This window comes from Streptococcus sp. FSL R7-0248 (assembly GCF_037967965.1).
Taxonomy (GTDB): domain Bacteria; phylum Bacillota; class Bacilli; order Lactobacillales; family Streptococcaceae; genus Streptococcus.
Window position 1 is genome coordinate 239,040 of record NZ_CP150201.1, and the last position, 14,140, is coordinate 253,179.

The window sequence follows — 14,140 nt, forward strand, 5'->3', positions numbered from 1 at the left end:
CTTACCTCTTCAACAAGTCGTAAATGTGAGTTACATTTTGTAAGAGTGTAACGACCACGATTTTATCCCCAATAGCGAGTCTGTCTTCTCCCGTTGGGAAAATAGATTTTCCATTGCGGATAATAGCAGCGATAAGGACACCGTTAGCAAATTCAAGCTCAGAAAGTTTCTTTCCGGCGATTTTGTTATTTTCCTTAATTTGGAATTGCAAGGTTTCGATACGACCATTAGCCACATGGTGAAGGGCATCAAGACTAGAGTCTTTGGCATTAAAACGCCCACGTACAAAGTGCATTACAGTGTCAACAGCGATACTCTTAGGAGTGACAATTGTTGTTGTCTCACGTGGATCGATAATCTCTAAGAGACTAGTACGGTTAACCTTAGTAATATTCTTGTGAATACCAAGGCTTTCGAGGAACATAGAGGTAATGATATTTTCCTCATCTACTCCGGTTAGGGTAGCTACGGCATCATAACTGGCTGCACTTTCCTCGAGAAGAAGGTCTTTAGCAGTACCGTCACCTAAGATAACAGAAACTTCAGGGAAGACCTGACTAAAGGTTTGCGCACGGTCCATTTTTTGCTCAATCAATTTGACCTTAATACGATTGTTTTTCAAGATATTGAGCAAGTAGTAGGAGATGCGCCCAGCACCAATCAACAAAAGTTTTTTGATGCTTTTTGGCTTGATGTAACTGTGGAAAAGTGCCATATCAACACGTTTACCAGTGACATAAATCTTATCCCCAATTTGCATGGTAGCATTTCCATCTGGAATGATGAGTTCACCCTGACGGTGAATCGTACAAACTAGAATATTGCCGAATTTCCTACGGAATTGTTCCATTGTCATACCAGATAATTGGCTATTTTCAGTAACTTTAAATGCCATAAGAATAACGCGTCCATTAGCAAAAGTTTCAACTGATAGGGCGTTTGGAAATTCAACTGTATTGGCAATATAGCGAGCTGTTAAAAGTTCAGGGTTAACTACTAATGAGAATCCAAGAAAGTTCTTGTCTTTGAAATAAGCATTAGAGTATTCTGGGTTACGTACGCGAACAACAGTTTCTTTGGCACCCATTTGTTTAGCCAGAACTGCTGAAATCATGTTCACTTCATCTTTATCAGTCATCGCGATAAAGACGTCACAGTTGCTAACTTCGGCTTGTTCCAAAATTTTAAAATTAGCTCCATTTCCAGCAAAGCCCATAACATCATAGCGTTTGCTGAGGCGTTTGAGGACCTCTTCCTTTTCTTCAATTAAAATAACATCGTGCTTCTCTTCAACAAGAGAACGACAGAGTGCGGTACCGACTTTACCGGCACCTACGACAATAATACGCATGAGTTACCTCCAAATAATCATTACTATGATACTCTATTTTAGCGGAAAAATCATCCTTTTCAGCTAGCTTTATCAACTATTCCTATTTAAGTAAATAAAGGTGAAATTTTTCTTTAAATTGTCTTGACTTTTAGACCAGAAGTGCTAAAATATATTCAAAGATTCGTTATTTTAAATCTAACCTGTCATGATTTAAGCTAATGAACGTCCACAACCATGTCGTCTGCTGAGCTTGACTCCGGGCGACATGGTATTTTTTATGTCTAGGAGAATTGAGATGTCACGTAATCATATTGTCTTGTTTGAACCTCGTATTCCACAAAACACCGGAAATATTGCACGTACCTGTGCAGCGACTAATAGCCCTCTTCATATCATCCGTCCTATGGGCTTTCCAATTGATGACAAGAAAATGAAACGTGCAGGTTTAGACTACTGGGATAAGCTTGACATCACTTATTATGACAATTTGGCAGATTTCATGTCTAAAAATCGAGAGGGGCGTTTGCATTTAGTCACGAAATTTGCGGATAAGACTTATTCAGAAGAGGCCTATGCCGATGGTGAGGACCACTATTTTATGTTTGGTCGTGAGGATACAGGCCTACCTGAAGATTTTATGCGTGAGCATCCTGAAAAAGCTATTCGTATTCCGATGAATGATGAACATGTGCGTAGTCTAAATGTGTCCAATACTGTTTGTATGATTGTTTACGAAGCGCTTCGTCAGCAACAATTTGAGGGGCTAGAGCTGAGTCACCGTTATCAGCATGATAAGTTAAAATAGATACTTTATTTTGTCTTAAAAGAATAATTATAGTCATTGACTATCAACAGATTAGAAATCCATAATTTGAAAACCTTGTCACCAAGGTTTTTTTATGTTATCCTTAAAAGGTCTTCAGGGCAGGGTGAAACTCCCGACCGGCGGTGATTCTTTGGATAAGTCCGCGAGCGCAAGCTGATGAGGTGTGATTCCTCAACCGACAGTATAGTCTGGATGGAAGAAGACCAGTCTTTTTGCGTAGGCTTTTTTTGGCATGGGCAAATCCATTGGGAACTTCTTTCAAATTGTTAAAATTTGGAGGAATTTTTTTATGACAAACACACGTAAATTGGCTTACATTGCCATTTTATCCGCAGTTTCATTCTTGTTGCTTTATTTTTCATTTCCATTGATTCCAGCAGCAGATTTTTTGAAGGTTGATTTTTCAATCCTTCCTGTTCTTATTGCCTTGGTTATCTTTGATTTTAAGAGTGCCATTGGTGTTCTCTTGCTTCGTTCATTGTTGAAGCTCTTGCTAAACAATGGTGGACCAGGATCAATGATTGGACTTCCTATGAATTTTGTTGCTCTAGGCGTCTTTGTTTGGGGCCTAAGCTATTTTTGGAAGAAAAATCAAACAAGCAAGAATTATATTCTTGGTTCTGTTGTAGGAACTGTCTTGCTTACAGTTGTTATGGTTATTCTTAACTATATTTATGCAGTACCACTCTATGCTAAATTTGCCAACTTTGATATTGCGCAATTTATAGGTCTCTATAAATACCTTTTCGCTATGGTAGTACCTTTCAATTTACTTGAAGGTTTGATTTTTGCGCTAGCCTTTGCTTTGATTTATGCTCCACTTAAGTCTATTCTAGTAAAATTATAAATATGAAACACAAACACACACATTATACTTATGCTTCTTTTGCCTTATTGTTATTTGTTGCTCTCGGTTATATGGTTAAGTTCTATCCTGAAGCCTTGACAGGATTTGATAGCAACATTCAAACTTGGGTTCGAGGAGGATTACCAGCAGGATTGACACGCTTTTTTAAAACTATTACCATGCTTGGGAATACGCCTGTACAGGCTATTATTGCAATCGTAGCAGTCATCTGGCTTTATCTACGTCAGTATAAATCAGAAGCTATCTTTGTGGGAGCTAGTGGGCTTCTCGCTAGTATCTTGATTGTAAGTTTGAAGTATATTTATCAGCGTCAGCGTCCATCAATTACGCATTTAGTGCATGCTAGTGGTTATTCTTTCCCTAGTGGTCATTCTTTGGGAACTTTTATGATTCTTGGAGCAATTGCCATTGTCCTTGCTCAGCGTTTGGAGAAAAAAGAATCTAAAATAGTAGTTTATGCTATTACTGGGCTTCTGATTTTCCTTGTTGGACTTTCGCGTATTTATGTAGGTGTTCATTATCCAACAGATGTTTTAGCTGGCTTTACCTTAGCCTTTGGGTTGCTTAATGCGATTTATCCAACTTATGATCGTATTCGCTTTGAATGGCGATTCCAAAGTAAACAGAAATAAAAAAACATGTAGTTTTGAACTGCATGTTTTTTTGATACAAAGGAAGGTCTTTCCTATATAAAATGTATAAAAATAGCTTATTTTGACTATTGTTCTGTTAAAAATGCATTAACTGTATATTAATTATATTATAATTATGATATAATGTTTTTAAAATTTCGAAATAAAGGAGTGTCTCTTGAACATAAAAGACAGCATTGGACTAAGAATCAAAACTGAGCGTGAACGCCAGCAGATGTCACGTGAAGTGCTATGTTTAGATGGTGCGGAATTGACTGTTCGTCAGTTAATTCGCATTGAAAAAGGGGAGTCGCTCCCGTCTTTGGATAAATTATCTTATATTGCAAAACGTCTAGGAAAAAATATGACCGATTTATTGGATCATGATAATATTACTATCCCTGACGAATACTACGAGATGAAGAATCGTCTGATTAAGTTTCCAACGTATAGAAATCCAGAAAGAATAAAGGCTAAACTTGCCTTAATTGAGGAGGTCTATGAGAAATTCTTTGAACTTCTCCCAGAAGAAGAATTGTTAACTCTAGATATTTTGGAAAATATTTTGAGTTTTACTAGTTGGGAAGAGAGTCCTAAAGTTGAGGAGATATATGAAGACTTGTTTGAACAAGTCAAAAGGAAGAGGAAATTCTCAACTAACGATTTATTAGTTATTGACTACTATTTCTTCCATCTTTATGGAAGAAAACAGTATGACAAAAAACTTTTTGAAAGAATCGTAAAGAGAGTATTAAATCAGGAAATTTGGACAGATGACGTCTATAATATTGTTTTGTTTAATGATTTGATGGCTATCGCTGCTTTGAAGATTTTTCACAATTCCTTCTCAGACTTCTTAACAGTTGTGGATAAAGCCTTAGCTGTTATAGAAAAATCACAATTCTATAGCTATAAACCTAGTGTTTTTGTTCTCAAAGCCAAATATGAACTTCTTCATAAAGGAAACAAGAAAGAGGCTGCAGAGAATTACGATAAGGCCATAATGTTTGCTTCCGTTTTAGAAGACTCGGTTTTAGAAGAAAGTATAAGAGCAGGGAAAGCGGCAGATGGTTTATAGAAATGGTGGTGACATAAATGTCACTACTTTTTTAATGGTTAAATGTTTACTATAGAAACATAAATAACAGTTAAAAGGAGTTTTATTTTGAAAAAACTAAAATTATTTACACTATTCTCACTACTTATCACTATCTTGCCTTATTTTGCAGGTTGTCTTTAATAAGGAGTCACCATGTCAAAATATCCATATATTTCACAGGTTGATCAGCGTGATTGTGGTGTCGCTGCCTTGGCCATGATTCTTAAACACTATGGTTCATCTTATAGTTTAGCTTATTTGCGAGAGTTGGCTCAGACTTCTCGTGAAGGTACTTCTGCGCTTGGTTTGGTGGAAGCGGCCAAGCAGTTGGGTCTTGAAACTCAGGCTATTCGTGCGGATTTAGACTTATTTAAACAAGAAAACCTATCTTATCCTTTTATTGTACATGTGGTTAAAGAAGGTGGGCTGCAACATTATTATACGGTGTTTGGTCAAATCAAGGGGCAGCTTGTTATTGGTGATCCAGATCCTAGCAAGAAGGTCATTAAAATGCCCTTAGAGGAATTTGCCAAAGAGTGGACGGGAGTTGCTCTCTTTTTTGTTCCAGGAGAAGCCTATACTAAATACAAAGAAGATGTACCTGGACTTCTTTCATTTTTACCAATTTTGTTTCGTCGTAAGGGTTTGATTGCGGTTATTGTCTTATTAAGTTTTCTAGTGACCCTTGTTAATATTATTGGTTCTTATTATTTGCAAGCTATTATCGACCGCTTGATTCCTCAGGGGGCCTATAATCTTCTGACCATGATTTCGCTAGGCTTATGTATCTCTTATCTTGCTCAACAAGTTTTTACTTTTTTCAAAGATTATCTTCTACATCGATTGGGTAATTACCTGTCCATTGCTGTCATTCTTCCTTATATCAAGCATGTCCTTTCCTTACCTATTAGTTTCTTTAGTTCACGTCGTACTGGTGAAATCACGTCACGTTTTGGAGATGCCAACACCATTATCGATGCTCTAGCTTCAACGATTTTATCGATTTTCCTAGATGTGACCATTGTGATGACTCTAGCTGTGGCTCTTATTGTACAAAATCAGTCACTTTTTGTGATGACTCTCACAGTAGTTCCTCTTTATGTTTTAATCATTCTGGCATTCTATAAGCTTTTTGAAAAGGAAAATTATCAATTGATGGAGGCAAATAGTCAGGTCAATACCGCTGTTATTGATGATTTGCGAGGTATTGAAACCTTAAAATCCTTGAGGGTTGAGGAAAGACGCTATCGGGAAATTGAGGTGAAATTCCATGACTATTTGAAGAAGTCTTTGTCTAAGGCCAAGTGGCAATTAACGCAGGATGGTCTAAAGACAGGGGTTCAGTTAGTTTCCAATGTCTTTATCCTCTGCTATGGGGCACAATTGGTCATAGAAGGGCAACTATCTGCAGGTCAGTTGATTACCTATAATATGTTGTTGAATTATTTTACAACTCCTTTAATTAATATCATCAATCTCCAATCTAAAATTCAGCAAGCCAAAGTCGCCAATAATCGTCTTCAAGAAGTTTATGTTGTGGACAAGGAAGAAAAAGGAAAACTTAAAGAGTTATCTTTTAAACAACTTGCTTTTAAAGGAGTCAGTCACCGTTTTAGTTATCAGCAAGAGACTCTTAGTAAGATTGATTTAACGATTCATAAGGGTGAGAAAATCGCCCTCATGGGTAAAAGTGGATCTGGAAAAACGACCTTAGCTAAAATGTTGTCAGGTTATTATACGAAATCTAGTGGTCATGTAACCCTAGATAAAGATGCTATTAGCCATGCGGAGTTGCGTCAAATGGTGACTTACGTTCCTCAGCAGACCTATGTGTTTACGGGAACCATTTTAGAAAATCTGCTATTAGGATTTGAAGGAGAAGTTGACGAGAAAAAGCTTCTTAAAGTTTGCCAACAAGCTGATATCTTAGAGGATATTCAAAAAATGCCACTAGGCTTTCAGACCCAAGTATCTGAAGACGGTGGTCTATCAGGTGGTCAAAAACAACGCTTGGCTATAGCGAGGGCTCTCTTGTCCAAACAGCCTATCTTGATTTTTGACGAAGCTACCAGTGGTCTCGATAGTGATACTGAAAGCAGGGTCATGGCTAATCTTGCTAAGATTAAACGAACAATGATTTTTATTGCTCACCGCAATAGTGTCCGTCAACATGTCAGTCGTGTAGTGACCATGGTGAGTGGCCAGATTGAGTCAGACAGTCCTAATTTCAATCCATTCCAGTTTATTTAAAATAATCTTCCTATTATATAAGTAGAAAACTTAAGAAGTCTAAATTTTCACATCTTGCACCTATCTTATTAATATAGTATACTGGTAGCATACTATTAAGAGGTGTAAACATGTTAGAGGCATATAAAAATTTTTGGTTAGGCTATCTCGATTTTTATGGTCGTACAAAACGATCAGACTATTGGTGGGTTGTCTTGATTAATGGAATTATCGGTAGTTTGATTTTCCTACTGATGGACTTACTTGGGGAAACAAGAGCTGCTGGCTTTACATTGACAGCTTTCATTCTATTTATAGCAGCAACGGCGCTTCCTACCATTTCTATGCAGATTCGTCGTCTACGTGATGCCAATTTCAATGTTGCTTGGATTGTATTAAAAGCGACACCACTACTAGTAGTACTTTGGGTGATGTATGCCTTTCCTACAAGAGATTCAAAATAACTCCAATATAAAAAGGGTGAAACTAGTTAATCTAGTTCCACTCTTTTTTCTTATAAAATAAAGCTACCTAAGAGGCTAACCAAGGTGAAGCTGATAGTTGCATAAAATACAGCGAGACGGGTTGCCTGGATAGGCTTATAAAGTCTAATAAGTGTTAGGACACACCAAATAAAGAGTACTGTGACAAACCAACCTGATAGTAAGCGACGTGGCGTTACACCATAGAGTGCTATATAAACGCCAAAGAGTTTCCAGCCGGCGATAAGGGCAAAGAGGCTAGCAAAAGTAAAGAGTAGGGTACTCAACAAACGAAGCCCCTTGTGGGTGAAGAAGTTTTCTTTAGAAAAAATGTAAAGTCCAGCTAGGATTCCCAAGTTAAGGGTAGAGACTCGAACTAATTGCCAGAAGCCCTGAACAGCAATATGTGAGGCTTGATGGGCTGGAATGTTGGCTTGGTTGAGAGAAAGGAGTTCTCCCATTTGACTAGTGGCAGTTAATATGAATAGGGCATAAGTGAGGCAGAGGCTTCCGAGTACGATATAAGCTGCTACTTTTGGAAACTGACGGGTTGTTTTAAGACGGCCTTCAAATCGTTTTCGACTAAGTGGCTTTTCTTTTGCCAAATAGGTTGCAACGAGTTGAGCAAAAAGTCCTAGAGCCAGAGGGATACTGGTTATTAAACGAGAGAACAATAATCCGTTGTCCTTGAAGGTGAGGGTGAAATCAAGTAGAGAAGTTAGTGTCTGGAAGAACTGTCGCCAAAGTTGTCCGAAAGCAGGTAAGACCTGACTAAGCTGACTAGCAGCGAATACAGTTAGTACCAAGGCAATCATGATACTAATGAGAATCATCCATTTGTGGTTCTTGATTACGTGTTTTTCTTCTTCGGAGAGTTCTTGTTTAGGTGCTGTTTTATATAGGAGTGTCCAGGCTCCGATAAAGAAATATTTTAGCGGGAAGATGCAGCTGGTGTATATGAGGTCTAGCCAAACCATAATTCCTAAACGATCTTGACTACTTTGTCCAGTGCGTGCCATTAAGTAAAGGAGGATACTTGCATGAAGGCAAAGAATCTGAGCGCTGCCCCAGTTGTCGTGCAGACCCCAGAGACTAATTTGCAAGCCTTGGAGGAGACTAGTGACCATAAATATTCCCGATTCAAGTCGCATTCCCTTTGCTTTTCCACCTAATAGGCGACAGCCTAGCTCAATCGTACTGATCAAGACAAGGGTTGCTGGAAAGGCAAAGGAAAAATGGGTCAAGTAAGTGACATACAGGAAGCAGGACACAAGACAGGCGACAATCAGTCCCTTAATTTTCCAAATGTCTTTTGGTGAAAAATGTTCCAAGAATTTCTTGGTTTTGGTTTGAAGACTAGTCTTTTCGTCGGAATATTCCTGGGAGACTAGCTGTAAATCAGTAGTGTAGTTATTTGTTTCCATCATAATTCTCCTTTTGGATTTTTGTCCAAAAAAGACTTTATCATAAAAAACGTTTGACTTTGTTACCCAACTGTAAAATTACTAAAAATAGGTCTATGGACTTAGGTCTGGAGAATGAGTTGGAAAAATAGGCGAGAAAAAAATATAATGCTCACATTGGATGATAGATTGTACGGACTATATTGTCAGAAACAGTCAAATACTAAAGGAAGCTTTTTATAGATTAACTGTTTATTTATCTGGGATTAAGCAAAGGACTCCTATTGAGAATTACCAAATGTAATGTCATTTTTTGACACCACATGTTAGCTTGACTAATATGTAAATGTTGCAAAATTTCTGAAAATTCGTTGACATGTGTTGTCAAAGTAGTATGATATTAACATAAAAAACTTAGGAGGTTCTTATGTTAGGTGTCATCCTACTCTATGTTGGTATGGTTTTGATGAGTAATGGACTCCATCGTTTAGAGGGTATTCCTGATAAATCAAATGTTGTCATGAATATCTTTACGGGTGGTTTGGGTTTGATTCTCAACATTATTGTCATTGCTTATGGAGCTTGTACAGGGCAAGGCGCTGAATGGTTTTATGGTAGCGCCACAGGTCTTTTATTTGCCTTCACCTACCTTTACTCAGCTATCAATACGATTTTCGATTTTGATCAACGTTTGTATGGGTGGTTTAGTTTATTTGTGGCAATTAATACGCTACCAGCAGGGATTCTTTGCTTAACATCTGGATACGGTGGTAATGCTTGGTATGGTATTATTTGGTTCTTGTGGGGTATTCTATGGCTAACTGCCTTTATTGAAATTAACCTTAAGAAGAACCTAGGAAAATTTGTCCCTTACCTAGCTATTTTTGAAGGAATTGTAACAGCTTGGATTCCGGGGCTTTTGATGCTTTGGGGCAAGTGGTAAGCATTGATTTAAGGAGGAAAAACGATGCAATTGACAATGCGTGAGCAGGAAAAAATGATGATTAGCCTTGCGGCTATGATTGCTCAACGACGTAAAGATAAAGGAATCAAATTGAATCATCCAGAAGCGGTTGCTTTGATTACAGACTATGTGCTTGAAGGTGCAAGAGAAGGTAAAACGGTTGCCCAATTGATGGATGAAGCTCGCAATCTTTTAACACGTGAAGATGTTATGGAAGGTATTGCGGAAATGATTCCAATGATTCAAGTTGAAGCTACTTTTACGGACAGTACAAAACTGGTTACTGTTCATGATCCTATTCAGTAAGGAGAAATGTAATGATTCCAGGTGAATACCATGTGGCGAGTGAGCCAATTGATTATAACGGTGGTTACGAAGCCATTAGTCTTGAAGTGAAAAATGTGGGTGACCGTGCTGCTCAAGTGGGCTCTCACTACCATTTTTATGAAGCAAACGAAGCTGGTCTTCAGTTTGATCGTGAAAAGGCGCGAGGCAAACGTCTAGATATTCCAGCAGGTACAGCCATTCGTTTTGAGCCAGGTGAAACGAAAACAGTACAACTTATTGACTTTGGAGGGAAACGTCGTATTTTTGGTTTCAATAACAAGGTCAATGGTTTCTTAGACTAGAAAGAGGACAAATCGATGAGTTTTAAAATGGATCGTGAAGAGTATGCTCAACACTATGGACCAACTGTAGGTGATAGCGTACGTCTTGGAGATACCAATCTTTTTGCAGCCATTGAAAAAGACTTTACTGTTTATGGACAGGAATCTAAGTTCGGTGGCGGTAAAGTTTTGCGTGATGGTATGGGTGTTAGTGCTACGGAAACACGTGACAATCCATCAGTTGTTGATACCATTATTACAGGTGCAACCATCATTGACTATACAGGTATTATTAAAGCAGATATCGGTATTCGTGATGGTAAGATTGTTGCTATCGGTCGCGGTGGTAACCCAGATACAATGGACAATGTGGACTTTGTTGTGGGTGCTAGTACAGAAGCCATTGCTGCTGAAGGTTTGATTGTGACTGCTGGTGGTATTGACCTTCACGTGCACTATATTTCTGCCGACCTTCCTGAATTTGGTTTGGATAACGGGATTACTACCCTCTTTGGTGGTGGTACTGGTCCTGCTGATGGAAGTAATGCGACAACTTGTACACCAGGTAAATTCCATATTACTCGTATGTTGCAAGCTGTTGATGATATGCCTGCTAACTTTGGTTTCCTTGCCAAAGGTGTTGGTTCTGAGACTGAAGTGGTTGAAGAGCAAATTAAGGCCGGTGCAGCAGGAATTAAAACACACGAGGACTGGGGTGCGACTTACGCAGGTATTGATAATTCCCTTAAAGTTGCGGATAAATACGATGTTTCCTTTGCGGTTCACACTGACTCTTTGAATGAGGGTGGATTTATGGAAAATACTTTGGAATCCTTCCAAGGTCGTACTGTTCATACCTTCCACACCGAAGGTTCTGGTGGTGGGCATGCTCCAGATATCATGGTTTTTGCTGGTAAGGAAAATATTTTGCCATCATCAACTAACCCAACCAACCCATACACCACAAATGCTATTGGTGAGTTGTTAGATATGGTTATGGTTTGCCACCACTTGGATCCAAAAATTCCAGAAGACGTCTCTTTTGCTGAATCACGTGTACGTAAACAAACTGTAGCTGCAGAAGACGTTCTTCACGATATGGGTGCCCTTAGTATCATGACTTCAGATGCCATGGCAATGGGACGTGTCGGTGAAGTGGCCATGCGTTGTTGGCAACTGGCTGATAAGATGAAGGCTCAGCGTGGTCCACTTGAAGGGGATTCAGAGTTTAACGATAATAACCGTATCAAACGTTACGTGGCTAAATATACAATTAACCCTGCCATCACCAATGGTATTGCAGACTATATCGGTTCTGTAGAAGTTGGTAAATTTGCAGATTTGGTTATCTGGGAACCAGCTCAATTTGGTGCAAAACCTAAGTTGGTGCTTAAGGGTGGTATGCTAACTTATGGTGTTATGGGTGACGCTGGTTCAAGTCTTCCAACACCTCAACCACGTATCATGCGTAAATTATATGGTGCTTACGGTCAAGCGGTTCATGAAACAAATCTTACATTTGTTTCTCAATATGCTTATGATCACGGTATCAAAGAAGAAATTGGTTTGAATAAGATTGTTCTTCCTGTTAAGAATACGCGTAACTTGACTAAGCGTGATATGAAGCTTAATGACTACGCTCCAAAAACAATCCGTATCGATCCACAGACCTTTGATGTCTTTATTGATGATGAGTTGGTTACTTGTGAACCAATCCATACGACATCATTGTCTCAACGTTATTTCTTGTTCTAAGGAAGACGCTATATAAATGAGGCTGGAATTTTTCCTCCAACCTCTTTTGTATTTTATAGCCATAACGTTTTTAGTGCTTTATTAAGTTGCTATATGAGTTTGATGCTAGATTTTTAAAATGTAATAGAAAAGGAAAAAGTATGATTTTTACAAAAGTAGATGCTCTTGTTAAAGATATCGATGTGGACAAATACCATATTGAAACAGTCATTCTTTCGAGCGATGACCTTAACAAAAAAATTATTCGTGTGAAGAGTGATCATGGGAATGAATTTGGTATTCGTCTTGATAAGGGACAAAAATTGCAAAATGGCTCTGCCTTTTTTATCGATGATCACCATGTCCTAGCTATTGGTGTTGAGTCACAGGATTTGATTGTCATTTCACCTAAAGATATGGATGAAATGGGAATCACAGCTCACATTCTTGGGAATACTCATAAACCGATTGAGGTGAAAGACGCCAAGATTTATTTAGAGGTTGATCCAGTTGTAGAGCAAGTCTTGACTCAAAAAGAGATTGCCTACACGATTGAAGAAGTGGTCCTTGATAAGCCCCTACGCCATGTGAATTTAACTGCCCATGAACATTAATCCCTTTGCTAATGTGTCTTTGCAAGATTATCTTGAAATTGTGCAAATTGTCGATTCAACCTTTCCAATTGGATCATTTAACCACTCTTTTGGGATGGAAAATTATCTGCGCGAAGACACTGTAACAGATGATAAAGGTTACGAGGAGTGGCAAGAAGCCTATTTAGCTAGTCAGTTTAAATATGGTGAAGGTCTTGTAATCAAATTGGTTTATGATGCTATGGCTACAGACAACTTAGAGCAGGTTTGGCATTATGATAAGGTCTTGACAGTTTCGACGCAAGCGCGTGAAACAAGACAGGGGACTAAAATGATTGCTAAACAAATGCTTCGACTTATTCAAAGGCTCCATGCTATTCCGGTATTGGATGACTATCAGTCCAAAATACGTAAGGGTGAGGTCTTCGGCAATCCAGCTATTGTCTTTGCACTCTATGTGTTTAACAAGGGCTTGGGATGTAGTGAAGCTATTGCACTTTATGGCTATAGCGTGATTTCGACGATGGTTCAAAATGCTGTTCGTGCCATTCCACTTGGACAGTTTGCTGGACAAGAGATTGTTTTACGTAGCTTTTCACAATTAGAAAAAATGACACAAGAAATTCAAGAACTGGATGCGTCCTACCTTGGGGCCAATACGCCTGGTCTTGAATTAGCTCAGATGAAACATGAAACACAGGTATTCCGCCTATTCATGTCCTAAAATATCAACAAGGTTGAGAGGAAAAAACAATGACAAAACGTACTGTAATTATTGGAGTTGGTGGACCTGTTGGTTCAGGTAAAACCCTTTTGCTTGAGCGTCTTACACGACGTATGTCCGACTTAAATTTAGCAGTTATTACTAACGATATCTATACAAAAGAAGATGCTCTTTTCTTGGCTAAAAATTCAAGCTTAGATGAAGACCGTATCATTGGTGTAGAAACTGGTGGATGTCCTCATACTGCTATTCGTGAAGATGCCTCTATGAACTTTGAAGCGATTGAAACTCTTCAAGAGCGCTTTAACCATGATTTGGATGTTATTTTCCTTGAAAGTGGTGGGGATAACTTGGCTGCGACCTTCAGTCCTGATTTGGTTGATTTCACCATTTATATTATTGACGTTGCTCAGGGTGAAAAAATCCCACGTAAGGCTGGTCAAGGGATGATTAAGAGTGATTTGTTCTTGATCAATAAGACTGACCTTGCTCCTTATGTTGGAGCCAACCTAGACCGTATGCGTGAAGATACCCTTCATTTCCGTAACGAAGATTCTTTCATTTTCACAAATTTGAATAATGATGACAATGTTAAGGAAGTGGAAGAATGGATTCGTAAGAATTTCCTACTAGAGGACTTGTAAG

The 14,140-nt window shown here is 38.6% G+C and carries 15 protein-coding genes and 1 riboswitch; of the genes, 13 read left to right on the top strand and 2 right to left on the bottom strand.

Annotated elements, in window-relative coordinates:
* Position 1: 1 nt before the first annotated feature.
* Entirely contained in the window at positions 2 to 1,351 is a 1,350-nt protein-coding gene (gene trkA, locus NYE32_RS01260; protein ID WP_037598979.1) for a Trk system potassium transporter TrkA, read from the bottom strand.
* A 277-nt stretch (positions 1,352 to 1,628) separates the two neighbouring features.
* Here trkA and NYE32_RS01265 point away from each other — a divergent pair, with 277 nt between their 5' ends.
* The 6 genes from NYE32_RS01265 (at position 1,629) to NYE32_RS01290 (ending at position 7,451) form a co-directional block, all read left to right on the top strand.
* The gene (locus tag NYE32_RS01265; RefSeq protein WP_002886541.1) at positions 1,629 to 2,138 is read left to right on the top strand and encodes a tRNA (cytidine(34)-2'-O)-methyltransferase; all 510 of its coding nucleotides are present in this window, start codon (positions 1,629 to 1,631) and stop codon (positions 2,136 to 2,138) included.
* 106 nt (positions 2,139 to 2,244) lie between these two features.
* Positions 2,245 to 2,367, top strand: a riboswitch (FMN riboswitch).
* An 81-nt stretch (positions 2,368 to 2,448) separates the two neighbouring features.
* Complete coding sequence (locus tag NYE32_RS01270) at positions 2,449 to 3,006, top strand: ECF transporter S component (protein ID WP_037598980.1); 558 nt, start codon at positions 2,449 to 2,451, stop codon at positions 3,004 to 3,006.
* A gap of 2 nt (positions 3,007 to 3,008) precedes the next feature.
* A complete protein-coding gene (locus tag NYE32_RS01275; RefSeq protein ID WP_037598982.1) occupies positions 3,009 to 3,659 on the top strand; it encodes a phosphatase PAP2 family protein in 651 nt (216 codons plus the stop codon).
* Positions 3,660 to 3,837: 178 nt separating this feature from the next.
* Entirely contained in the window at positions 3,838 to 4,737 is a 900-nt protein-coding gene (locus NYE32_RS01280) for a helix-turn-helix transcriptional regulator (RefSeq protein ID WP_037598985.1), read from the top strand.
* A 174-nt stretch (positions 4,738 to 4,911) separates the two neighbouring features.
* Entirely contained in the window at positions 4,912 to 7,008 is a 2,097-nt protein-coding gene (locus tag NYE32_RS01285; protein ID WP_037598988.1) for a peptide cleavage/export ABC transporter, read from the top strand.
* Between the two features lie 110 nt (positions 7,009 to 7,118).
* Positions 7,119 to 7,451 (top strand): DUF805 domain-containing protein, encoded by a 333-nt coding sequence (locus NYE32_RS01290; RefSeq protein WP_002886546.1) that lies wholly within the window; start codon positions 7,119 to 7,121, stop codon positions 7,449 to 7,451.
* Between the two features lie 50 nt (positions 7,452 to 7,501).
* On the opposite strand, the gene NYE32_RS01295 is transcribed toward NYE32_RS01290, so the two are convergent.
* The gene (locus NYE32_RS01295; RefSeq protein ID WP_037598995.1) at positions 7,502 to 8,893 is read right to left on the bottom strand and encodes a DUF4153 domain-containing protein; all 1,392 of its coding nucleotides are present in this window, start codon (positions 8,891 to 8,893) and stop codon (positions 7,502 to 7,504) included.
* Between the two features lie 406 nt (positions 8,894 to 9,299).
* Between NYE32_RS01295 and NYE32_RS01300 the strand changes: the two genes are divergently transcribed.
* The 7 genes from NYE32_RS01300 to ureG all read left to right on the top strand — a co-directional run bounded on the left by NYE32_RS01300 (position 9,300) and on the right by ureG (position 14,139).
* Positions 9,300 to 9,815, top strand: coding sequence for an AmiS/UreI family transporter (locus NYE32_RS01300; RefSeq protein WP_002886548.1), 516 nt, complete (start codon positions 9,300 to 9,302; stop codon positions 9,813 to 9,815).
* A 24-nt stretch (positions 9,816 to 9,839) separates the two neighbouring features.
* Positions 9,840 to 10,142, top strand: coding sequence for an urease subunit gamma (locus NYE32_RS01305; protein WP_002886558.1), 303 nt, complete (start codon positions 9,840 to 9,842; stop codon positions 10,140 to 10,142).
* An 11-nt stretch (positions 10,143 to 10,153) separates the two neighbouring features.
* The gene (locus NYE32_RS01310; RefSeq protein ID WP_002886559.1) at positions 10,154 to 10,465 is read left to right on the top strand and encodes an urease subunit beta; all 312 of its coding nucleotides are present in this window, start codon (positions 10,154 to 10,156) and stop codon (positions 10,463 to 10,465) included.
* Between the two features lie 15 nt (positions 10,466 to 10,480).
* Positions 10,481 to 12,199 (top strand): urease subunit alpha, encoded by a 1,719-nt coding sequence (gene ureC / locus NYE32_RS01315; RefSeq protein ID WP_002886560.1) that lies wholly within the window; start codon positions 10,481 to 10,483, stop codon positions 12,197 to 12,199.
* Positions 12,200 to 12,339: 140 nt separating this feature from the next.
* On the top strand, positions 12,340 to 12,792 hold the full coding sequence (gene ureE / locus NYE32_RS01320) for an urease accessory protein UreE (protein ID WP_002949549.1): 453 nt from the start codon (positions 12,340 to 12,342) through the stop codon (positions 12,790 to 12,792).
* Positions 12,782 to 13,495 carry an urease accessory protein UreF gene (locus NYE32_RS01325; protein ID WP_002886562.1) on the top strand — a complete coding sequence of 238 codons (714 nt, stop codon included), beginning with the start codon at positions 12,782 to 12,784 and terminating at the stop codon, positions 13,493 to 13,495. Before ureE ends, NYE32_RS01325 begins: the two co-directional genes overlap by 11 nt.
* A 29-nt stretch (positions 13,496 to 13,524) precedes the next feature.
* Positions 13,525 to 14,139, top strand: coding sequence for an urease accessory protein UreG (ureG, locus tag NYE32_RS01330; protein ID WP_002889928.1), 615 nt, complete (start codon positions 13,525 to 13,527; stop codon positions 14,137 to 14,139).
* The last annotated feature ends 1 nt before the right edge of the window (position 14,140 follow it).

What these genes read in the sequence shown, in the direction of transcription:
- trkA (WP_037598979.1), bottom strand. Translation starts at nt 1,351, where the DNA reads ATGCGTATTATTGTCGTAGGTGCCGGTAAAGTCGGTACCGCACTCTGT.
- NYE32_RS01265 (WP_002886541.1), top strand. Translation starts at nt 1,629, where the DNA reads ATGTCACGTAATCATATTGTCTTGTTTGAACCTCGTATTCCACAAAAC.
- NYE32_RS01270 (WP_037598980.1), top strand. Translation starts at nt 2,449, where the DNA reads ATGACAAACACACGTAAATTGGCTTACATTGCCATTTTATCCGCAGTT.
- NYE32_RS01275 (WP_037598982.1), top strand. Translation starts at nt 3,009, where the DNA reads ATGAAACACAAACACACACATTATACTTATGCTTCTTTTGCCTTATTG.
- NYE32_RS01285 (WP_037598988.1), top strand. Translation starts at nt 4,912, where the DNA reads ATGTCAAAATATCCATATATTTCACAGGTTGATCAGCGTGATTGTGGT.
- NYE32_RS01290 (WP_002886546.1), top strand. Translation starts at nt 7,119, where the DNA reads ATGTTAGAGGCATATAAAAATTTTTGGTTAGGCTATCTCGATTTTTAT.
- NYE32_RS01295 (WP_037598995.1), bottom strand. Translation starts at nt 8,893, where the DNA reads ATGGAAACAAATAACTACACTACTGATTTACAGCTAGTCTCCCAGGAA.
- NYE32_RS01300 (WP_002886548.1), top strand. Translation starts at nt 9,300, where the DNA reads ATGTTAGGTGTCATCCTACTCTATGTTGGTATGGTTTTGATGAGTAAT.
- NYE32_RS01305 (WP_002886558.1), top strand. Translation starts at nt 9,840, where the DNA reads ATGCAATTGACAATGCGTGAGCAGGAAAAAATGATGATTAGCCTTGCG.
- NYE32_RS01310 (WP_002886559.1), top strand. Translation starts at nt 10,154, where the DNA reads ATGATTCCAGGTGAATACCATGTGGCGAGTGAGCCAATTGATTATAAC.
- ureC (WP_002886560.1), top strand. Translation starts at nt 10,481, where the DNA reads ATGAGTTTTAAAATGGATCGTGAAGAGTATGCTCAACACTATGGACCA.
- ureE (WP_002949549.1), top strand. Translation starts at nt 12,340, where the DNA reads ATGATTTTTACAAAAGTAGATGCTCTTGTTAAAGATATCGATGTGGAC.
- NYE32_RS01325 (WP_002886562.1), top strand. Translation starts at nt 12,782, where the DNA reads ATGAACATTAATCCCTTTGCTAATGTGTCTTTGCAAGATTATCTTGAA.
- ureG (WP_002889928.1), top strand. Translation starts at nt 13,525, where the DNA reads ATGACAAAACGTACTGTAATTATTGGAGTTGGTGGACCTGTTGGTTCA.